Source organism: Hydrosulfovibrio ferrireducens (assembly GCF_046883345.1).
Taxonomy (GTDB): Bacteria; Desulfobacterota; Desulfobulbia; order Desulfobulbales; family Desulfurivibrionaceae; genus Thiovibrio; species Thiovibrio ferrireducens.
In genome coordinates this window covers 117,789-134,604 of record NZ_JALKCW010000012.1, presented here as the reverse complement: position 1 = coordinate 134,604, position 16,816 = coordinate 117,789, and the positions used below count along the sequence as shown (strand labels likewise).

Annotated in this window: 18 protein-coding genes; 14 read left to right on the top strand and 4 right to left on the bottom strand. The window is 53.1% G+C overall.

The genetic code is table 11. The features are described from left to right. Positions 1–131: 131 nt before the first annotated feature. From MWR57_RS05820 to MWR57_RS05805, 4 genes are all read right to left on the bottom strand, one after another. A complete protein-coding gene (locus MWR57_RS05820; RefSeq protein ID WP_423123852.1) occupies positions 132–431 on the bottom strand; it encodes a hypothetical protein in 300 nt (99 codons plus the stop codon). A 156-nt stretch (positions 432–587) separates the two neighbouring features. Next, positions 588–1,394, bottom strand: a complete 807-nt coding sequence (locus MWR57_RS05815; RefSeq protein ID WP_423123851.1) for an ImmA/IrrE family metallo-endopeptidase — start codon at positions 1,392–1,394, stop codon at positions 588–590. Then, on the bottom strand, positions 1,375–1,812 hold the full coding sequence (locus MWR57_RS05810) for a hypothetical protein (RefSeq protein WP_423123850.1): 438 nt from the start codon (positions 1,810–1,812) through the stop codon (positions 1,375–1,377). The genes MWR57_RS05815 and MWR57_RS05810 overlap by 20 nt, the downstream gene beginning before the upstream one ends. Continuing rightward, positions 1,799–2,449, bottom strand: coding sequence for a hypothetical protein (locus tag MWR57_RS05805; RefSeq protein ID WP_423123849.1), 651 nt, complete (start codon positions 2,447–2,449; stop codon positions 1,799–1,801). The genes MWR57_RS05810 and MWR57_RS05805 overlap by 14 nt, the downstream gene beginning before the upstream one ends. A 67-nt stretch (positions 2,450–2,516) precedes the next feature. Between MWR57_RS05805 and MWR57_RS05800 the strand changes: the two genes are divergently transcribed. From MWR57_RS05800 to MWR57_RS05735, 14 genes are all read left to right on the top strand, one after another. Continuing rightward, positions 2,517–2,696 (top strand): hypothetical protein, encoded by a 180-nt coding sequence (locus tag MWR57_RS05800; RefSeq protein ID WP_423123848.1) that lies wholly within the window; start codon positions 2,517–2,519, stop codon positions 2,694–2,696. Between the two features lie 8 nt (positions 2,697–2,704). Beyond that, on the top strand, positions 2,705–2,878 hold the full coding sequence (locus MWR57_RS05795; RefSeq protein ID WP_423123847.1) for a hypothetical protein: 174 nt from the start codon (positions 2,705–2,707) through the stop codon (positions 2,876–2,878). A gap of 108 nt (positions 2,879–2,986) precedes the next feature. Beyond that, entirely contained in the window at positions 2,987–3,814 is an 828-nt protein-coding gene (locus MWR57_RS05790) for a TnsA endonuclease N-terminal domain-containing protein (RefSeq protein ID WP_423123846.1), read from the top strand. Further along, the gene (locus tag MWR57_RS05785) at positions 3,811–6,024 is read left to right on the top strand and encodes a Mu transposase C-terminal domain-containing protein (RefSeq protein WP_423123845.1); all 2,214 of its coding nucleotides are present in this window, start codon (positions 3,811–3,813) and stop codon (positions 6,022–6,024) included. Before MWR57_RS05790 ends, MWR57_RS05785 begins: the two co-directional genes overlap by 4 nt. Further along, on the top strand, positions 6,021–7,745 hold the full coding sequence (locus MWR57_RS05780) for an ATP-binding protein (protein WP_423123844.1): 1,725 nt from the start codon (positions 6,021–6,023) through the stop codon (positions 7,743–7,745). The genes MWR57_RS05785 and MWR57_RS05780 overlap by 4 nt, the downstream gene beginning before the upstream one ends. Before the next feature lie 2 nt (positions 7,746–7,747). Beyond that, positions 7,748–9,604, top strand: coding sequence for a TnsD family Tn7-like transposition protein (locus MWR57_RS05775; protein ID WP_423123843.1), 1,857 nt, complete (start codon positions 7,748–7,750; stop codon positions 9,602–9,604). 13 nt (positions 9,605–9,617) lie between these two features. Next, positions 9,618–11,183, top strand: a complete 1,566-nt coding sequence (locus tag MWR57_RS05770; RefSeq protein ID WP_423123842.1) for a Tn7-like element transposition protein TnsE — start codon at positions 9,618–9,620, stop codon at positions 11,181–11,183. A gap of 542 nt (positions 11,184–11,725) precedes the next feature. After that, entirely contained in the window at positions 11,726–13,474 is a 1,749-nt protein-coding gene (locus MWR57_RS05765; protein WP_423123841.1) for a two-component system sensor histidine kinase NtrB, read from the top strand. After that, positions 13,467–14,837 carry a sigma-54-dependent transcriptional regulator gene (locus tag MWR57_RS05760; RefSeq protein ID WP_423123840.1) on the top strand — a complete coding sequence of 457 codons (1,371 nt, stop codon included), beginning with the start codon at positions 13,467–13,469 and terminating at the stop codon, positions 14,835–14,837. The genes MWR57_RS05765 and MWR57_RS05760 overlap by 8 nt, the downstream gene beginning before the upstream one ends. A gap of 223 nt (positions 14,838–15,060) precedes the next feature. Beyond that, entirely contained in the window at positions 15,061–15,246 is a 186-nt protein-coding gene (locus MWR57_RS05755; RefSeq protein ID WP_423123839.1) for a hypothetical protein, read from the top strand. Beyond that, entirely contained in the window at positions 15,200–15,562 is a 363-nt protein-coding gene (locus MWR57_RS05750) for a zinc ribbon domain-containing protein (RefSeq protein ID WP_423123838.1), read from the top strand. The genes MWR57_RS05755 and MWR57_RS05750 overlap by 47 nt, the downstream gene beginning before the upstream one ends. Before the next feature lie 21 nt (positions 15,563–15,583). Continuing rightward, positions 15,584–16,048 (top strand): periplasmic heavy metal sensor, encoded by a 465-nt coding sequence (locus MWR57_RS05745; protein WP_423123837.1) that lies wholly within the window; start codon positions 15,584–15,586, stop codon positions 16,046–16,048. A gap of 3 nt (positions 16,049–16,051) precedes the next feature. Further along, positions 16,052–16,249, top strand: a complete 198-nt coding sequence (locus tag MWR57_RS05740; protein ID WP_423123836.1) for a hypothetical protein — start codon at positions 16,052–16,054, stop codon at positions 16,247–16,249. Between the two features lie 91 nt (positions 16,250–16,340). After that, positions 16,341–16,721 carry a hypothetical protein gene (locus MWR57_RS05735; protein WP_423123835.1) on the top strand — a complete coding sequence of 127 codons (381 nt, stop codon included), beginning with the start codon at positions 16,341–16,343 and terminating at the stop codon, positions 16,719–16,721. The last annotated feature ends 95 nt before the right edge of the window (positions 16,722–16,816 follow it).

Sequence of the window (16,816 nt, the reverse complement as noted above, 5' to 3'; positions counted from 1 at the left end):
CGCTGACGAATATTTCGAAACGCTGGACGATGCCGATTAAAAACTGGAAATCGGCGCTGAATCAGTTCAGCATCATGTTTGAAGACAGGCTGCCGGAACTTTGATCACAAAAACCATTTACACAAAATTCTTTACACACCCGTTTTTTTCCATCTCGCCTGGGCTGCAAGCTTTGCAATCTCAGACCGTTGTTCAGCCGTCAATTTCTCCGCCCTGGCCTTTCCGCCTTTCATCCCACCAAGCCGCCCAAGCTCAACGGCGGCTTGGTTTTTTTGTGGCTTGTCGGAAGATATTTCTTCGGGCGGGGATTCATCGGTAGCTAGGTCAACAAGAGACTTGGCAAGTTCATTGATGTCTGTAGGAAGTTTTTTCTTTTTCATGCCCACAATATAATATGACAGCTCAAGCATTTCAAACCCAAGAAAATTCAAACTGCCCCATTACTCTTCAAGAACATGGAGTATCTCCATGGCAAGCCCAAAAGTATTCCCTCTAAGTTGAACCGCTAACCAGAGCTGTTGTGTTATCCGCATTGTCGGTAAATTGCCGCAATAGGATCTCGGTGCCTCCATTGCCGGAAAAGGAGCTCAACTTTCTGAGATCACCCATAACAGGGTTAAGATAGTCGGATAATTCCCGAGCCGAATTGATTGTTCATAAACTTCAAACCCGCGCTTTTCCCTCATCCATGGGAACCACGCTTCATTCGGAACTCTGACCATTTTTGCAGATTCCTTCCTCCCACGGAATACCTCGCAGGCCTCACTTTCTAGGTGAAGCGGGTGATGTTTCTCAATGCCTGGGATGGATGAATATTCCTTTCCTTTCCGCCACCAGCGGACTATTCCGTCCCTGGAAAAAATAGCCATACAGTCTTCTTTTGAAATTTGGATGAATTTTACTGCGGCGGCGGTCAAGGACACATTGTATGCGCTGGAGAGATCTTTGACGGCGTCAAGAGATGGCGTGGCCGATCTGAATTCTTTGCTTACGAGTCGAGTGGGTATGAGTAATTCGGAGGCGAAAGCATTTGCCTCGATTTCCATTGGGCTTCCAAGGTAGCCGCCGATGTCGTCCTCCGAACAAAATTTAAGCTGGTTCTCTTCAGAGTGCATTTCCCAATGACCAAGTTCATGCGCGATTGCGAAGCGTTTTCTGCCTGCCTCGGGGATGTCTTTGCGGACTCTTATGATTCCTTTGTTGCCTTTCCGGATCAGATAGGCCTCCGATCCGCTTAATGCGCCTTCCCTGACGAGGACATTCCGGTCCATTGAAATATCCTCGAGGCGTATTTCTTCAGGCCTGGTGATAGCATATTCTCTGATGATCTTGTCCGCCAACCTCCTGGCCCTGGTTTCGTCGGCCCTGAGGGGGTCATTCGAAAACATCGTCATCACTTTCGAGTATCATCAGATCTTCCAAGATCGAGGCCATGTCCTCTTCATTGGCTTCCTCAAGCTTTCTGAAATACACCGAGGCAAGTTTCGGCTGTGATTGGGTTAACCCATTAAGTATTTTCAAAACCGATTCTTTGATGTTCGTCTTTTCATCGATGCACTTTTTGATCTCCGTTAGCCCACCAAGACGATGTCTCTTTTCCTTGGCGGCTTCGAGTCTTTTCCCCGCCAGCTTTTTGGAAATCATGAGGTTCACATCGGAAATCATTTGATCGACGTTAATGCCTTCTTTTTTGAGATCTTCTCTTATTTCGGCGAGCGGAAGATTTTCTACATCTTCTTCATCGGAATTGGTAAGCAGACTGTGCAAACTTTCCAATACGTCGGAATATTTCTCAGGGCTATGCCTTGTCATTATGCGCCTCTCCATTCTTAATTTCCTGAAATGATTTGAGCCGCCTTTGAAGCTGTTTTTTCAGATTGTCGAACTCTTTTACTTTTATGCCCATACTCGCGGCAATGTCCGCTCTTTTTTTATCCCCTTCTGTGATGCGTTCAAGGATTGCTTGGAGCAGAGGCGTATCGGCAATGAATTCGTAAAATTTCCAAAAGAAATTTTCGCTCAAACGTTCTCGTTCTCTGTCGATCAAGATATCTTCCGGACCGGAGTTTGGGCAGGAAACATTATCCCAAAATTCGGCTGTCTTCCCATCGCTGTTAGGTCTTCCTGACAGGACAGCTTCCCTGAAGAAGTGCCGATTCTCCCAGCTGTTGATCAAGTGGCTGATCTCGCTGTCAATCACACTGGTTAAATGTTTGTAAAGATTTTCTTGGGAACGGGGATCCCATGTCCTATCGCCATTCATGATTTTTTCAATGCTTATGAGCACTATGTCCTTTGCTTCGATTCCGCTTGGCGCAGGCCCGCCGAGAATGCCCTGCCAGAAGAGTTTTCTCATTTTTCCAAAGGCATACCGTGTCAGCCTCGGAATGCTTTCGTCCCAAGGATGACTGGCCATCAAATTTAACACTTCATCTGAAACCTCTGCCATGAGACTCCCTTTAAATATATGCCGCTCTGGACAGGGAAATTGCCGTTCGGGACGAAAATCAGGCTTTATGGCTGAAATTAAAACAATAAGACACATTGGCAAAGAACAACCAAGAGGTCAATCGAATAAAGTTCCTAAGCTGACCGGTCCGGGACAGACAATCCGCAAAAAAATAATCGCGGCGGCAAATTTTGGAAGCAGCCCGGCAAAAGAACATAAGAAGAAAATTTTAAGCGAAAGGAGGTGATGGCAAAGATGGCGAAGAATCCCCCAGTCGGAGATGGCCACCGGATCGGCGCGGTAAAAGACCGGTCCCAGACCTATAATCCGCAGAATGATCGGTGGGTAAAGCGGGATACCGGGACAGGACAGTTTATTGACCAGAAAGCGGACGATAAGCCTTTCAAAGGCGTAAGAAAGGAGAAGTAACAGTGTAGCGGGCGAGCCTTCCCGGAAGACTCGCCCGCTTCTAATCCGCTACAGCTCTGCCAGAAAAATCCGCCCTCGGGAACCGCACCCCCAACAAAAGGAATCGGTATGCCACGTCGTAAGATTACCAGCGCGGACAGAAAGCTTAAGCAAGGCCGCGGTCAGGGGCATGGTGAAAAATACAAACCATTTTTGACGGTTCGCGAAGTCCCTTCGCGCGGGCTCTCCCACCGAATCAAGGGGTGGACGACAAGCCGCGTTCACCACTTCCCCTCGAATCGCGAGAAGAATTACTTCTACCTGCTTGACTGGTCCTCTCTCGTCGTCGACATCCGCGAACAGTTCCCCCTGCCGATTGAGGACACTATGATGATCTCCGAGCGGCTCGGTGTCAGGCATCCCACAGACCCAAAAACCAAAGAATTCACAATCATGACTACCGACTTTCTTGTCGACCTTTTCTCCGAGGGAAGAAGCGTCATGGTGGCCCGATCCGTGAAAATGAGCCAGGATCTCGGCAGCAAGCGGGTCCTGGAAAAGTTGGAGATCGAGCGGACCTACTGGGCAGAGAGGAAAATCGATTGGGGGATCGTCACGGAATTGGATATTCCAAAGGCCGTGGCTGAGTATGTCGAATGGATCCACTCATCCGCAGACATTAGAAATTCGCCAGGCCTCACGCCTCAGATTATCTCTCAGGCCGAGGCGGCTTTGTACGGTCTGATCACCGAAAACCCACGGGAGTCTTTGGCGCATGCCGCTCTTGCGATCGACCACGCCCTGGGGCTGAATGCGGGTTCTGGCCTGTGGATCGTCAGGCACCTCATTGCATCCGGCCAGTGGATGGTGGACATGACAAAAGCGATCGCAGCCGACAAGCCCCTGCGTGTCGCGAGGGTGGCCGGACATCCAAGCGAGCAGGAGCACAGTGCATGAATCGCATCCTTGCTATCAATACCCTGATCGAATGGGTCCCAGTGGAAGGGGACGCCACGCAGCGCCTGGAAAGGGTGCTCTGGACGGACAATGCCGGCGAGCAGGTCGTCGTTGTTTCGGTTTCCGATGCTGTCTCGCTTCCGCTTCCCGTTTGGAAACGAGGTTCAGAACTGGAGGCGGCAATCGCGGGCGGCCAAGCCTTCCGCCGGAAGATCGATCCCTTTGCGCAGCTCGCCATGCCGGATCCGGATTTTCTCCAAAAGCACAAGGACCGGATGGAGAGAGCCTGGGAGATCATCCGTGACTTGGTGGCGGTTGAGCCCGGGATTTACCTGGAGGAAGAGAGGGGGCCTTTAATCCGGAAGGCTGCGGAACGATTCAAGGTCACGCCGAAAGAGGTCTACAGACAGCTCAAACGCTTCTGGCGGGGAGGGAAGATCAAGCACGCCCTGCTTCCGGCGTACAAAAACTGCGGAGGTCCCGGAAAAAATCGCCTCATCAAGGAGTCCCGCTCCGACCAGCCCAAAAGGGGCAGGCCGCGCAAGATTCTACAGCTTGACCCCGAGTATGTCGGCGTTAACGTAGACGAAGAACTCCATAAGATTTTCAGAATCTCCACCGATCTTTATTACAACACCAAAGAGGGAAATCCCCTCCGGCGTGCCTACGATCTTATGATCGGCAAGCACTTTAACCTCGGCTACCGGAACGAGGGCGGAGTCAGTGTCCCGGTCCTTCCTCCTGCCTCCCAGCTTCCTTCCTTTCAGCAATTCCGCTATTGGCACCTCAAGGAACGGGATCTAGCCCATTCGATCGTCTCAAGGCGAGGAGAAAAAAGATATTTATTGAAAAGCCGGCCCATACTGGGCAACTCGACCCAGATGGCCTTCGGTCCAGGATCCATCTTCCAAATCGATGCCACTATCGGGGATGTCTACCTGGTCAGCACCCTCAACCGCAACTGGATCATCGGCAGGCCCGTGATCTACTTCGTCGTTGATGTGTTCAGCCGAATGGTAGCGGGAATTTATGTGGGACTTGAGGGGCCGAGCTGGGTAGGTGCGATGATGGCGCTCGCCAACGCTACTACCGACAAGGTGCCGTTCTGCTCGGAGTATGACGTTGAAATTGACTCCGAGGCTTGGCCATGCCGGTATCTTCCCGAAATGATCCTCGGAGACCGGGGAGAGCTTTTGGGACTTGATTCCGATAGCCTTGCCGATTCCCTGGATATCCGCGTTGCCAATTGCCCTCCGTACCGGGCGGACTGGAAAGGGATTGTGGAGCAGATGTTCCGGCGGGCGAACCTGAAAAGCATCCACTGGCTTCCCGGGGCGGTGAGGAAACGCGAAAGAGGAGACCCCGACCACCGTCTGGATGCCACTCTTGACCTTCGCCAGTTCACCAAGATCATTATTCTTACGGTGATTAAATATAATCTCCATCATCGGGTTGAGGAATATCCGCTGGACAGGGATATGATTGCCGACGACGTACCTAAGATCCCCGTCAATCTGTGGGAATGGGGCATTGGCAACCGGGGCGGCCACTTGCGTGAGAAGAGCCTGGAAACCATCCGGCTGAATCTAATGCCGACCGGATCGGCAACCGTTACCCCCAAGGGGATTCGGTTTCAGGGCGTCTATTATACGACAGCCCGGGCACTCCGGGAGCAATGGTACGTCCGTGCGCGAAGCGAGGGAACCTGGACCGTTCCGGTCTCGTATGACCCCCGCAGTATGGAAGTCATCTATCTGCGCGCAAGCGACAGCAGCAGTTTCGATCCCTGCACTCTTTTGCCGGACGAAGAACGATTCAACGGCGTGATGCTGGAAGAGGTGCTCGATTTCTTTGCTCTTAACAAGTTGAAGTCCCAGCAGCATGAAGGCCGGCGGCTACAGTCCGATGCCGCGTTGCGGGCACAGGTCGCGGCCATAAAAGCGGAGGCCGCCAAGATGAAGGAGGAATCGGGCCCCCAGAAACAAAGCAACAATCAGCGCCTGAAAGGGATTCGTGACAACCGAGCCGAGGAAAAGAAGCTCAATCGTCGGGACGAGGCGTTCGACTTGCGGGCCGAACGGCACTGCGGCACGCCTGGAACCTTGCTTCCCCTGGCCAAGGGGGAAACGAGTGTCAAAGCCTCGTCCTCGGCCAAGCGAAAGGACTTCCTCGACATATTAAAAGCCGATGGCGAGGAGGAACAGCCATGAGAAAGGCGGGGGACCGGGAACTCGGGCCTTTCCTTATCGGCAATAGGGTAAATGCCATCTACCTGGAGAGCGAAGAACCCCTCTATCGCCACAACTGCTTTATCGAATCGCTGCCGCAGGAATTGTCTCCGGAAAAAGCCGGCAGCCTGCTGAGGCGGATGCCTGCCTATTCGGAAGCCGAGAGAACCCTTCCCGCATTGCGCAGACTGAACGCGGTCCAGAGAATTCAAAACATCGTCGTTCCTTTGCCAGAATACCTGGAGATAGAGCAGAAGTTCTCCCGGATGATCCGAAACGGGTATCTTGCGCGAAATCCTCTTTCGGCCGAGTGGATCAAACAGATTCAGGCCGGCTTTCCGGACCTCGACTGGAACCGGGGCTCCTCCTATCCCTACACCCCCACAATCCGGTCGACCGCGGCCGGATTCTCGATTATCGGCGCCAGCGGGGTCGGGAAGTCGACGCTCATTGAGAGCATCCTTTCCCTCCTTCCTCAGGTCATTATCCACCGGGAGTACAACGGGCGTCCCTTCGATCAGCAGCAATTGGTATGGCTCAAACTCGATTGCCCTTACGATGGATCTCCGAGGGGGCTCTGTAGTAGTTTTTTTCATGCGATTGATCGGCTCCTGGGAACCCGCTACGCGGAAAAGTATGCCAACCAGAGACGGACCGCCAACGACCTAATGCCCATCATTGCCATAATCGCGGCAAACGTCGGGCTGGGCGTCCTGGTAATTGATGAGATCCAGCGCCTGAGGGGGGCCCAAAAGGACAATTCAAACCTGCTGCTCAATTTCTTCGTCCAGCTGACCAACACCATCGGTGTGCCTGTCGTCCTCATGGGAACCTATAAGGCCCTGGGCCTGTTCACCAGGGAGTTCTCCCTAGCCCGAAGGACCACCGGGCAAGGCGACGTGCTCATGCACAATTTCGCCGAGGACCAAATTTGGGACTATTTTATCGAGCGTGTCTGGCGTTACCAGTGGACCGCCGTCCCGACTCCCCTGGAGCAGTCGTTAAAGAAGGTGATCTATGAGGAGTCGCAGGGGATCCTGGACATCGCGACCAAGCTTTACATGCTGGCGCAATGGGAGGTGATCGGCTCAAAGGACAAAACGGAAAGGATCACCCCTGTGATGATCAGGGTTCTCGCCCGGGAGAATCTTACGGCAGTTGCTCCGATCCTCAGAGCCCTTCGGATGGGCGATTTGGAGGCGCTGAAGGATATTTCGGACATCGGCCTGCCCGGAAACCTGCTGCAGGATCATCTCCGGAAAGCTCTAGGCCGGGTGCAACTACAGGGGACCTTGAACACTTTGCGAAATCAGGTTGCGGTAGCCGAGGCGGATGAAGAAGGCTTGGGGGAATCTCCTGAAGAGCAACTCGCTGCCCTAATCGTCCAAGCGGGATACGCCCCGGAAATCGCAGTAAGGAGCGCCCAGTCGGCCTGTCGCCGCTTCGCGGCCGAGACGGACCTGCGGCTTGCCGGCAGTGAGGCCTTTCGCCTTGCCGCGGAGGAGACGGCCCTAAAGAAGGCGACCGTTGAGGAAGCCGCGAGCCCGCAGGAGAAGAAAAAAAGACTGAAGGTCGTTTCGCTCAGCGGCGACCTGCGAGAGATCGTCGCAAAGGCCGCCACGGAAACATCTCCATACGATGCGTTGAAGGCCGCCGGAGTCATCAAGTCTGCCGAGGAATTTTTGGCCGCGGGAGCCCCATAACGATGCTCGCATTTTTCCCGGCATTATACCCCGACGAGATGCTCTATAGCGCCTGCGCCCGTTACCATCGAAGAAGCGGCAATTTGAGCATCAAAGCCACCATGAAGGATCTTTTCGGATCTACCACCGCCAGCGCAGTGGTAGATTTGCCAAACCGCTTGGATTGCCTACGAAGGCAGCTCCCTGCCGGCACCCTCACCATAGTCGATCGCCTGATCAAGGAAAATACCCTCCTTCCGCTCTATAGCCCCTTCTTGCCAAGGCACCGGGTTGACAAGATGATCGCCTGGATGAAGGGCTCCACCCACGGGGGCGGCATACACATGGCCATGGGTGTCATGGCCAGCGGCGTACCGGCGCCCCGGTATCTCAGGTTCTGCCCAGAGTGCCTCGCCGCTGACGAGAGTCGGTACGGGGAACCATACTGGCACAGAAGCCATCAGGCGGCTGGAGCCCTGCTTTGTCATAAACACGAGGTATGGCTTTGCGAAAGCGATGTCCCGACCGCCGCCCCCCAGAATAAGCACGCTTTCGTTGCCGCTCCCGTACCCAACGGGAAATACCTGCCGCAACCTTACGAGAGGTATTTCCTCCACTACCGGGAAATAACCCGTTCGGTGGCTTGGTTGCTCAGTCATCCGGAGACCGAAAGTCCCGGGCTTTTCTTCTTTCGGAAAAAGTATCTGCATCACCTTCGGCAGATGGACCTTGCGAGCTATTCCGGACGGGTGGCTCAGCGCGAACTTCTGGAAGGGTTTGTTGCATATTACGGGAATTGTTTTTTGGAGCAAATCCACTGTCGCATAGACATCGACTCTCAGTGCAATTGGCTGAATAGCATTGTGCGCAAACCGCGCAAGGCGAGCCATCCTCTCCGCCACATCCTTTTGATCCACTTCCTTGGGACAGGGATCGAGGAATTTTTCTGCACCGGCATTCCTGAGAGCCGTCCCTTCGGAAGAGGCCCCTGGCCTTGTCTAAATTCTGCCGCATCCCATTACCGTCAGGCAGTTGTCAGCCGGTTTGTCATCACCCGGAATTGTGAGACGGGGGAGCCGGTCGGTCATTTTTACTGTTCATGTGGTTTCAACTATGCCCGGACCGGCCCGGACCGGGAAAGAAGCGACAAGTTTCGAAGGGGAAAAATCCTTGAAGTCGGTCCGGTGTGGGAGGCGGAATTGATCCGTCTTGCGGAAAAGGAGAAAAGAAGTCTGAGGGCAATCGCCCGAGTCCTTGGCGTGGATGTGCACACAGTAATTCGCCACCTGGCCCAGCTGGCGGACTGCCGGCAGGAGGAAAATTTTGTCGAGGATGGAAAATCGCTGATTGAGCGCCGCACGCGATGGCTCGCGCTCATAGCCAAGCATCCCCAAAAGGGACGGAATGAACTTAGGGCGCTGGGCCCAGCCGATTATTGCTGGCTTTACCGCAATGATCGGGAATGGCTTTTCGAAAATCTCCCGCCGGTCAAATCCAGGAAAGGGTCTGCCGGATGCCGAGTTGACTGGCCGGGTCGAGATCGCGAGCTCGCAGCTCGGATCGGTCCCGCCGCGCATGCCATCCGTTACGCACCAGGGAGACCCGTGCGCGTCACATTAAGCGCCATCGGCAAAAAGCTCGGTACGCTCGCCTTGTTGCAAAGGAATATCGATAAGCTCCCAGCAGCAAGAGCGAGTCTTGAAGGCGTTATCGAAACCAAGGCCGCCTTCGGGATCAGGCGCGTGAGGGCTGCGGAGAGAGAACTCTTGCGGCGCGGAGAGTCATTGGAGACCTGGCGAATCGTTCGCGAAGCGCATCTTCGGCCCGGATATCCGGCAAGCGTCGCGGTCGAGATCGAGCGGATAATTTCATGCATTTGAAAAGGAGTGAAGCATGGAAATGAAATTTAAGCATTGGCCTTTTGACAAGACCGAAGCCGTTTATCTTCACTGGCTTCGGTCGCCCTATCATGCGGGGAAAATGAAACAGTGGCAGATGCAGGCTGTCTTCCGGCGGGAGAACGGCACGTTGCATGACCTAGCCGTGCCTTGGGGAGCACTGCCGGCCTTTCGTCTCGGCAGTGCCTACCGGGATGGCAAACTGACAAGGGAGAGCCCTTTGGGCACTCGGATGCAGATCCGCTTCTGCTCCTCGCCGAAGGTGAGTATCTGCGATGCGATATCGGTGCCAAGGCAGTATGAACTGCGGACGAGATTCAATCTTCAAGAGAAATGCGTGGTCATATGGAATCGCGGGGAGCGGATCGTGGTTCCCTGTCTGGAGGTGATTCGGGCCTATTTTGCTCTCAACAGGATGATGACAGCCGAATTACTGGGGCCGGATTTTTTCACGGATGTATGCACATCCACCTTAACGGACGGCCAGGCGCATCTCAAGTTCTCGGAACGGGTCGCCATAGCCTCCCTGTCCACAGAAGTCGTTAAAAGGATGGCCTTGGTCCTTTTTGACGGGGAGTTTCGGGCTGCATGGAAGAAAGTCTGGGCCTCCGCCTCTGCAGACGGCGGGACAACTATGCAATATGCGCATCCGCTTCATGCCGAGCCACCTGCCATCCCGGGCAGTGTCTGGGTGGTCAGGGGGATGAAAATCGAAAGAACCATTCTGGTCCTGGAAATAAAACAGTTCAGTTCCGCTGCCAGACTGCCATTTTCCACCCTAACTTATGAACATCCTGGTTTCAGAATATATGAAGGCGGAAAAAGAGGGAACGGGGGAGGAAGGACCAAGGAGGAGCCGGGAGAGGCCGCCATCAATCCGGAGCCAAAGTCACCGAAAGAAATTACGTCTCCTTATGCTGTAAGAATCGACTTCACCACTGCGGATTTTGCGCAGCGGATCGAGGTGGTCAAAATTTGGGAAAGAATAAACGAAAATGGGCAAGGCGAAGATCACTCTGGAGGCGGAGGGGTACGCATAGAGCACGTCCCTACAAAGGATGGGACTCTTTACGATGAGGCAGGATGTGGGGAGTTACCGTCAGTCGAATTTACCCCATTCAAGTCCGTGAGTGATGTCTCTGTGGGTTTTCGAAAGTTATTTAAGGCTCTACCCTACATCAAAGGAGCGAGCCTGTCGTTTTACGAAGGAGAAACCCCTGAAGGCTGCTGTCTCCCCAAGATGCCGAAAATTTCTGGAAGCCCTCGGTCGTATGTTTTGGTGGGAGTTTCGTTCTCAACTCGCCGCTTTTTCTTGGTGGAGGTCGATGGGAGGGACGATCATGGAATTTCGACCCTTCTATTTATGATGCCGAAGGGCAAATCCTTCATCGCGTTCACCGAGAATATGCTGAAAAAATGCATTGCGGGAGGAGGGCACTGGGACCGGGAAGAACTAGGAACGCTTTTCAAGGAGGGGAAGTACGAACTTGTCAAGCACACAAAATCCTCTCCAGAAAACTGGGGCGTGAGACTGTGGAAGGCGGTGCGGAGATTGTTTTGACAGTGGCGAACGTAAGCTGAAGTAGTGAACGGGCAAAATTAGATGTTCACGGAAAATAAAGCTGGAAAACGGAAAATATAGTTGAAAAATTGTGGTATGGAGATCAGCATTACGATGCTTGGTGGTTTTAAAAGCACGAAAAAACAATCTGTTATATCGTTTGGTGTCTGTAGCGGCTCGCAATCATCGCAATTTTCGGTTCACTTTATTTGATTTTATCCGGTGCCCCCTGGCTCACTTTATCTGCAACTATAAGTCGAAAATCGAAGATAGTTTGGGTGACTCCTCTTTAGGGAGAAAAGCGTAGCCTTGTGTGAGCAACTCTTTGCGCAACTCCCCACGCGGCAATCAGCAGTCTAAGGCCTCAACCATCGGCCTCGCAAAATAATGGGATCCAAGAGCCCCCATTTGATGTGTTTTTTAGTAAGACGATGCGCTATATTGCATCAGCATAGGGAGTTGCACTTCGAAGTTGAATCCGCGAAAATAAAAAACGAAATCATTTACATAAAATTAAAGAGCGCGTAGAACTTCGGTACCCGATGATTCCTAAATCAACCCCTTCTTTTAAGTTTTCCAGGGTCGGCCTGACGATAGTAGCCGCCAGTATCATCCTGTTGTCTGTGTTGACTGTCATTACCTTCCTGAATTTAAACCGCGAACAGCAGATGATGAAACATTTCCTGCTACAGGAGGGGCTAACCCTTATCCGCGCCTTCGAGGCAGGGACACGTATTTCAATCATGCAGGGTTGGCAAGGAGAGGACAATCTTGTCGCCCTGGTTCAGGAAACGGCAAAATCGCCGGCTATTGCCTATATCAGCGTCATTAATGAGCAGGGAAAGGTGATGGCCGCCGCCGGTGAATGGCGGGATTCGAGCACTCGCCCCCCTGTAAGCCAAGTGCTTTCTCATAACATACCGCTCACCAATTTTGCTGTTCAAGATTCTCCAAAAAAAATTTTCGAGGTGGCAAAGGAATTCAATCCGGGGGCCACCCTTGAATATGGCTGGGAAAATTGGCAAAGTCGCTGGCAACAGTGGTGTCAGTCGAAAAAAAATGGTACGCCGATGACCGGCAGACAGGCGATTTTCGTTGGGCTCTATACTGCTGAGTTCGATGAAGCCAGAAAAGAGGATGTAAAGCAGGCCCTTATTATGGGCGGCATTTTGTTTCTGTTGGGCAGCGCTGGGCTGTATTTTATTTTTCTGTATCAAGGAATACGGGTCAGCCGCTCCACCTTGGCCGACATGGAACTCTATACGCGCAACGTCATTGAGAGTATGCCGGCCGGGCTGCTCACTTTGGATACCCGGGGGCGGATAGTCTCCAGCAATGGCAAGATGGAGGAACTTTTAGGGAAACCCGTGTCGGAACTGGAAGGCAAGACCTTGCGGCAAATAGCCGGCAATAGACAGAGCCAGATGGAACCGCTCGTCCAAGGAGGCACGGATTTTGTTGATCTTCCCTTGGAATATCAACGACAGAACGGGGAAACCATCCCGGTCAAGGTCAGTGCTGCGCGCCTTTTGAATAAAGACGGGAAATGGTTGGGCACGGTTCTGACCTTCCGGGACATGCGGGAAATTCGCGAGATGGAGGAGAAACTGGAACGTTCCCGCCGCCTTGCCGCTCTGGGACGGATGGCTGCCGGTATAGCCCATGAAATACGCAATCCATTGGGAACCCTGCGCGGATTCGCCCAGTACTTCGGCGGTCAGGCGCAAGATGGCAGCGCCAAACGGTATGCGGAACTTATGATCGGCGAGGTGGACCGCCTGAACCGGACCATTTCGGCCTTGCTGCAATTTGCCAAGCCCAGGGAGCCGGAGTTTGAAAAGGTTGTATTGGGTGAATTGCTGACAAAGACCGCCCAGTTGCTGGCGGACGACTTCAAGAATCACGCGGTAGCCTTTGGCCTGGATGTCCCAGAAGAGGACATTTTACTGGAAGCGGACCCTGATCTTTTCATACAGGTGTTGCTCAACCTGCTGCAAAACGCCCTTGCCGCCGTAGAGGAAGAAGGTTCCATTGTTTTGGGCGCCAGACGTTATAGTGATGCGGTCCATGTTTGGGTGCGGGATAATGGCAAAGGCATGACCCAGGAGGAACAGGCGCGCATGTTCGATCCTTTTTTCTCCACCCGCAAAACCGGAACAGGACTCGGTCTGGCGGTGGTTCATAACATCGTTGAACAGCACCATGCCCGCATAGACGTTGAGAGTGAAAACGGCAAGGGCACGACGGTTACGCTGGTTCTTCCCATACACCAAGGAGAACGCCGTGAGTAGCGGGAAAAAACGAATTCTGCTGGTGGATGATGATGCCGCCCACCGCACCATGCTCAATGCCAACCTGGCAGGCGCCGGCTACGAGGTTATCGAGGCGGAGGACGGCGACCAGGTGCTGCCGATCCTTCATGAACAGAAAATTGACCTCATATTGCTCGATCTTAAAATGAAACGCATGGGGGGGATTGAGACGCTCGCCGCCATGCAGGAAACCCATTGCGCTCTCCCGGTTATTATTCTAACGGCCTTCTCCTCGGTGGAAAGCGCGGTCACGGCAATGAAACAAGGCGCTTTCGATTATATAACAAAACCCGTTGATATCGAGGAGCTGAAGCTGACGTTGACCAGGGCTCTGAATTATGAGCAGCTACAGGCGGAAAATGTCCTTCTTAAAACGCGCCTCCACGAACAATTCGACTTTGGTAACATCATCGGCCGCAGTCGCGGGATGCAGGAACTGTTTGCAACCCTGGCCCTGGTGGCCCCCAGCGACGCCACGGTGCTCATTGCGGGAGAGTCCGGCACGGGCAAGGAATTGGTTGCCAATGTTCTCCATGAGAACAGCCTGCGTAAAAATGGCCCGTTTATTAAGGTAAACTGTGCGGCGCTCCATGAAAATTTGCTGGAAAGCGAACTTTTCGGCCATGAAAAAGGTGCCTTCACCGGAGCGGCGGCACAACGAAAGGGGCGGTTCGAACAGGCGCATAAGGGCACTTTGTTCCTGGATGAGATCGGTGACATGAGCCTGACTACCCAGGCTAAAATACTGAGGGTGTTACAGGAAGGGGAATTTGAGCGGCTCGGCGGCGATAAAAACATCAAGGTTGATGTCCGCCTGCTGACCGCCACCCATAAAAATTTGGAGCGCATGGTCGAGGAAGGCTCATTCCGCCAGGACCTCTACTTCCGTCTTAACGTTGTACCTGTTGTGCTTCCCCCGTTACGGGATCGACGCGAGGATATCCCGCCGTTAGCCGACTTCTTCCTGAAAAAATATTCACGGAAAAACCGCAAAAATATCCGGGGGATTCACCCCCAGGCCCTGGTGCTGTTGAGCCGCTATGAATGGCCAGGCAATATTCGCGAGTTGGAAAACACCATGGAACGGGCCGTGATTCTCTGTCTCGGGGAACAGATATCTCCCCTGGAGCTTCCACCCCATCTTCGTCCAGACGAGGCGGAGCACCGGGCTGATGAGGGGCCATCCCCGTCTCCCTCCGGTCTCACCCTGCGGGACATGGAACGGGAACTGATTCGCGCCACTCTTCAACAGACCAACGGGAATAAATCCCAAACCGCTAAGATCCTCGGTATTGCCCGCCAGACCCTGCAAAACAAGATGAAAGAATACGACCTTTCTTAGGAAATTCTTCGTCTGTCTTCTTTTTAGGCACCCCCCTGTTCCTGCATCGCATCCAGCCGCCTAATTTTTGGGCACTTGCGTTTCCTTTTCTTCTCGTTCGTTTCTTCTGAAAATATATTTATCATTTTATTTCGTGTAGTTGCCTGCTGTTGCTCCCCGGACAACTTTATTGGCACGCCCTTTGCTATATCCAATAAACAAAGAGTAAACAAAGGAGGATGTCATGAGGAAATTCTGGAAAACAACCACGCTGGTTTTGCTTCTGCTCGGTGCGGCATTGATCTTAACCGGCTGCGGTCATTATTGGGCTGGCTATGATCATGGATATTACAACGGTTCAGGTTCTGTAAACGGCCATTTTCATGGGTGTGGACGCCCTGGAGATTATCCACAAAGTTATAATTATTGAGAGGAAAATCATGTATTGCGGCATAGGCTGGGCGCATGAATGGCATTTTTTTTGGATAATAGCGACAGTGATTATTGTCCTCGCAGTTCTTGCGTTTGTCACAACCCTGAGGCAAGGAGGGAAAAGTGCTTTCCCTCTGGGGGCAAGTTTAGGCGCAAGTTGTCCGGCTTGCGGTGGTGCGATAAAAAACAGCTTTTTACGCTGCCCCCACTGCGCGGTTACTTTGAAAAGCCATTGCCCGTCCTGTAGTAAAATTGTGGAAACTGCTTGGAGGTACTGCCCTTTTTGCCGGGCAGATGTGGGTAAAACCCAATAACTTGTCAAAAGGAGAACTGTCATGAAAAAAGAAAAAATTCTTATCACCACACTGGTAACTGCTCTTACCTTCGGCGTCATATCCCAAGCCGGGGCTTGGATGATGGGTCCCATGGGAGGTGGCCCTATGACAGGGACGAACAGACCGGCCTTAACTGCGGAGCAGGAGAAAAAGGCCCGTGAAATCGAGCTAAAATACCAAAAGCAACTGGCCGACAAGGAGGGTGCTCTCCGGGGTAAGGCTACAGAGCTTGAAACCGCTTTGGCCGATGGGTCAACCACGCTGAACAAAGCCAATACCCTTCGGTCCGAGCTCTACGCCTTGGAGCAAGATTACTGGCGCTTACGCTCGCAAGTGAACCAGGAAATCGGCACGGGCTATTCTGGCCCTATGGGATGGGGATGCTCCTGGCATGACAGCCATCCCGGCATGTACGGCGGTTACGCCACCATGATGGGCCACGGTGGCGGATGGTGTCGCTGGTAGGTAATGAATTGCGCGTACAGGTGGGCTCATGATCAGCGGGGCGGTAGCGTGGTTTCCGTCAGCTACGCGGCAGTACGGATTTTCTGTAGCCTGCGGGACACGTCCGTTCTTCTGGTGGAGGCCAGGGAGATGGCCGAGCTGGCGGTCGAGCATCTGGTCCGGCAGATGTCCGGCCCTGACAAGGAATTTTCGGAACAGTAGCCACCTCGCCCTGATCTGCCATAAAAAAACAACAGCCGTGCACCGGATTTGTATTGTAAAAGAATTGTTGAATTGCTAAGGTTGCCTCCTTATGAAATCTGAATTCAGACGCATAATCGCCCCCATGCTCCTGTGCGTGGCCATCATTGGCCTGGCGATGTCATTAAGCGAAGATATTTTGTGCGCCGGGGAACTGCCGGGCGCCCAGGAAACAGTATCCTCGTTCCTCACTGAAAATTCGGGGTCGATCCATGACAGCGACTGCCCCTGCACCCCGGCCCCATCGCACGCCCAAGATGATCATGTTTGTTTCGGCGGCTGTAATGGCCCATGCCATGCTCCGCTTGCCTCAACGCCGGCCATCTTCACCTACTCACCATTTCTCATCTCTCTTCACCCCGCCGAAATAACCCGGCATATCCCCGAAGTCTATCTTTCCCTTTTCGTTCCGCCCGACGCAGCAATTCTCTAGGTATTCCTTTTTCGTAACATTACCAACGTAACGTCATCACTATGGCCTGCGTGCGTCCGCACCTTGCTGTGGTCACCTATCCATCTGTCTGGAGG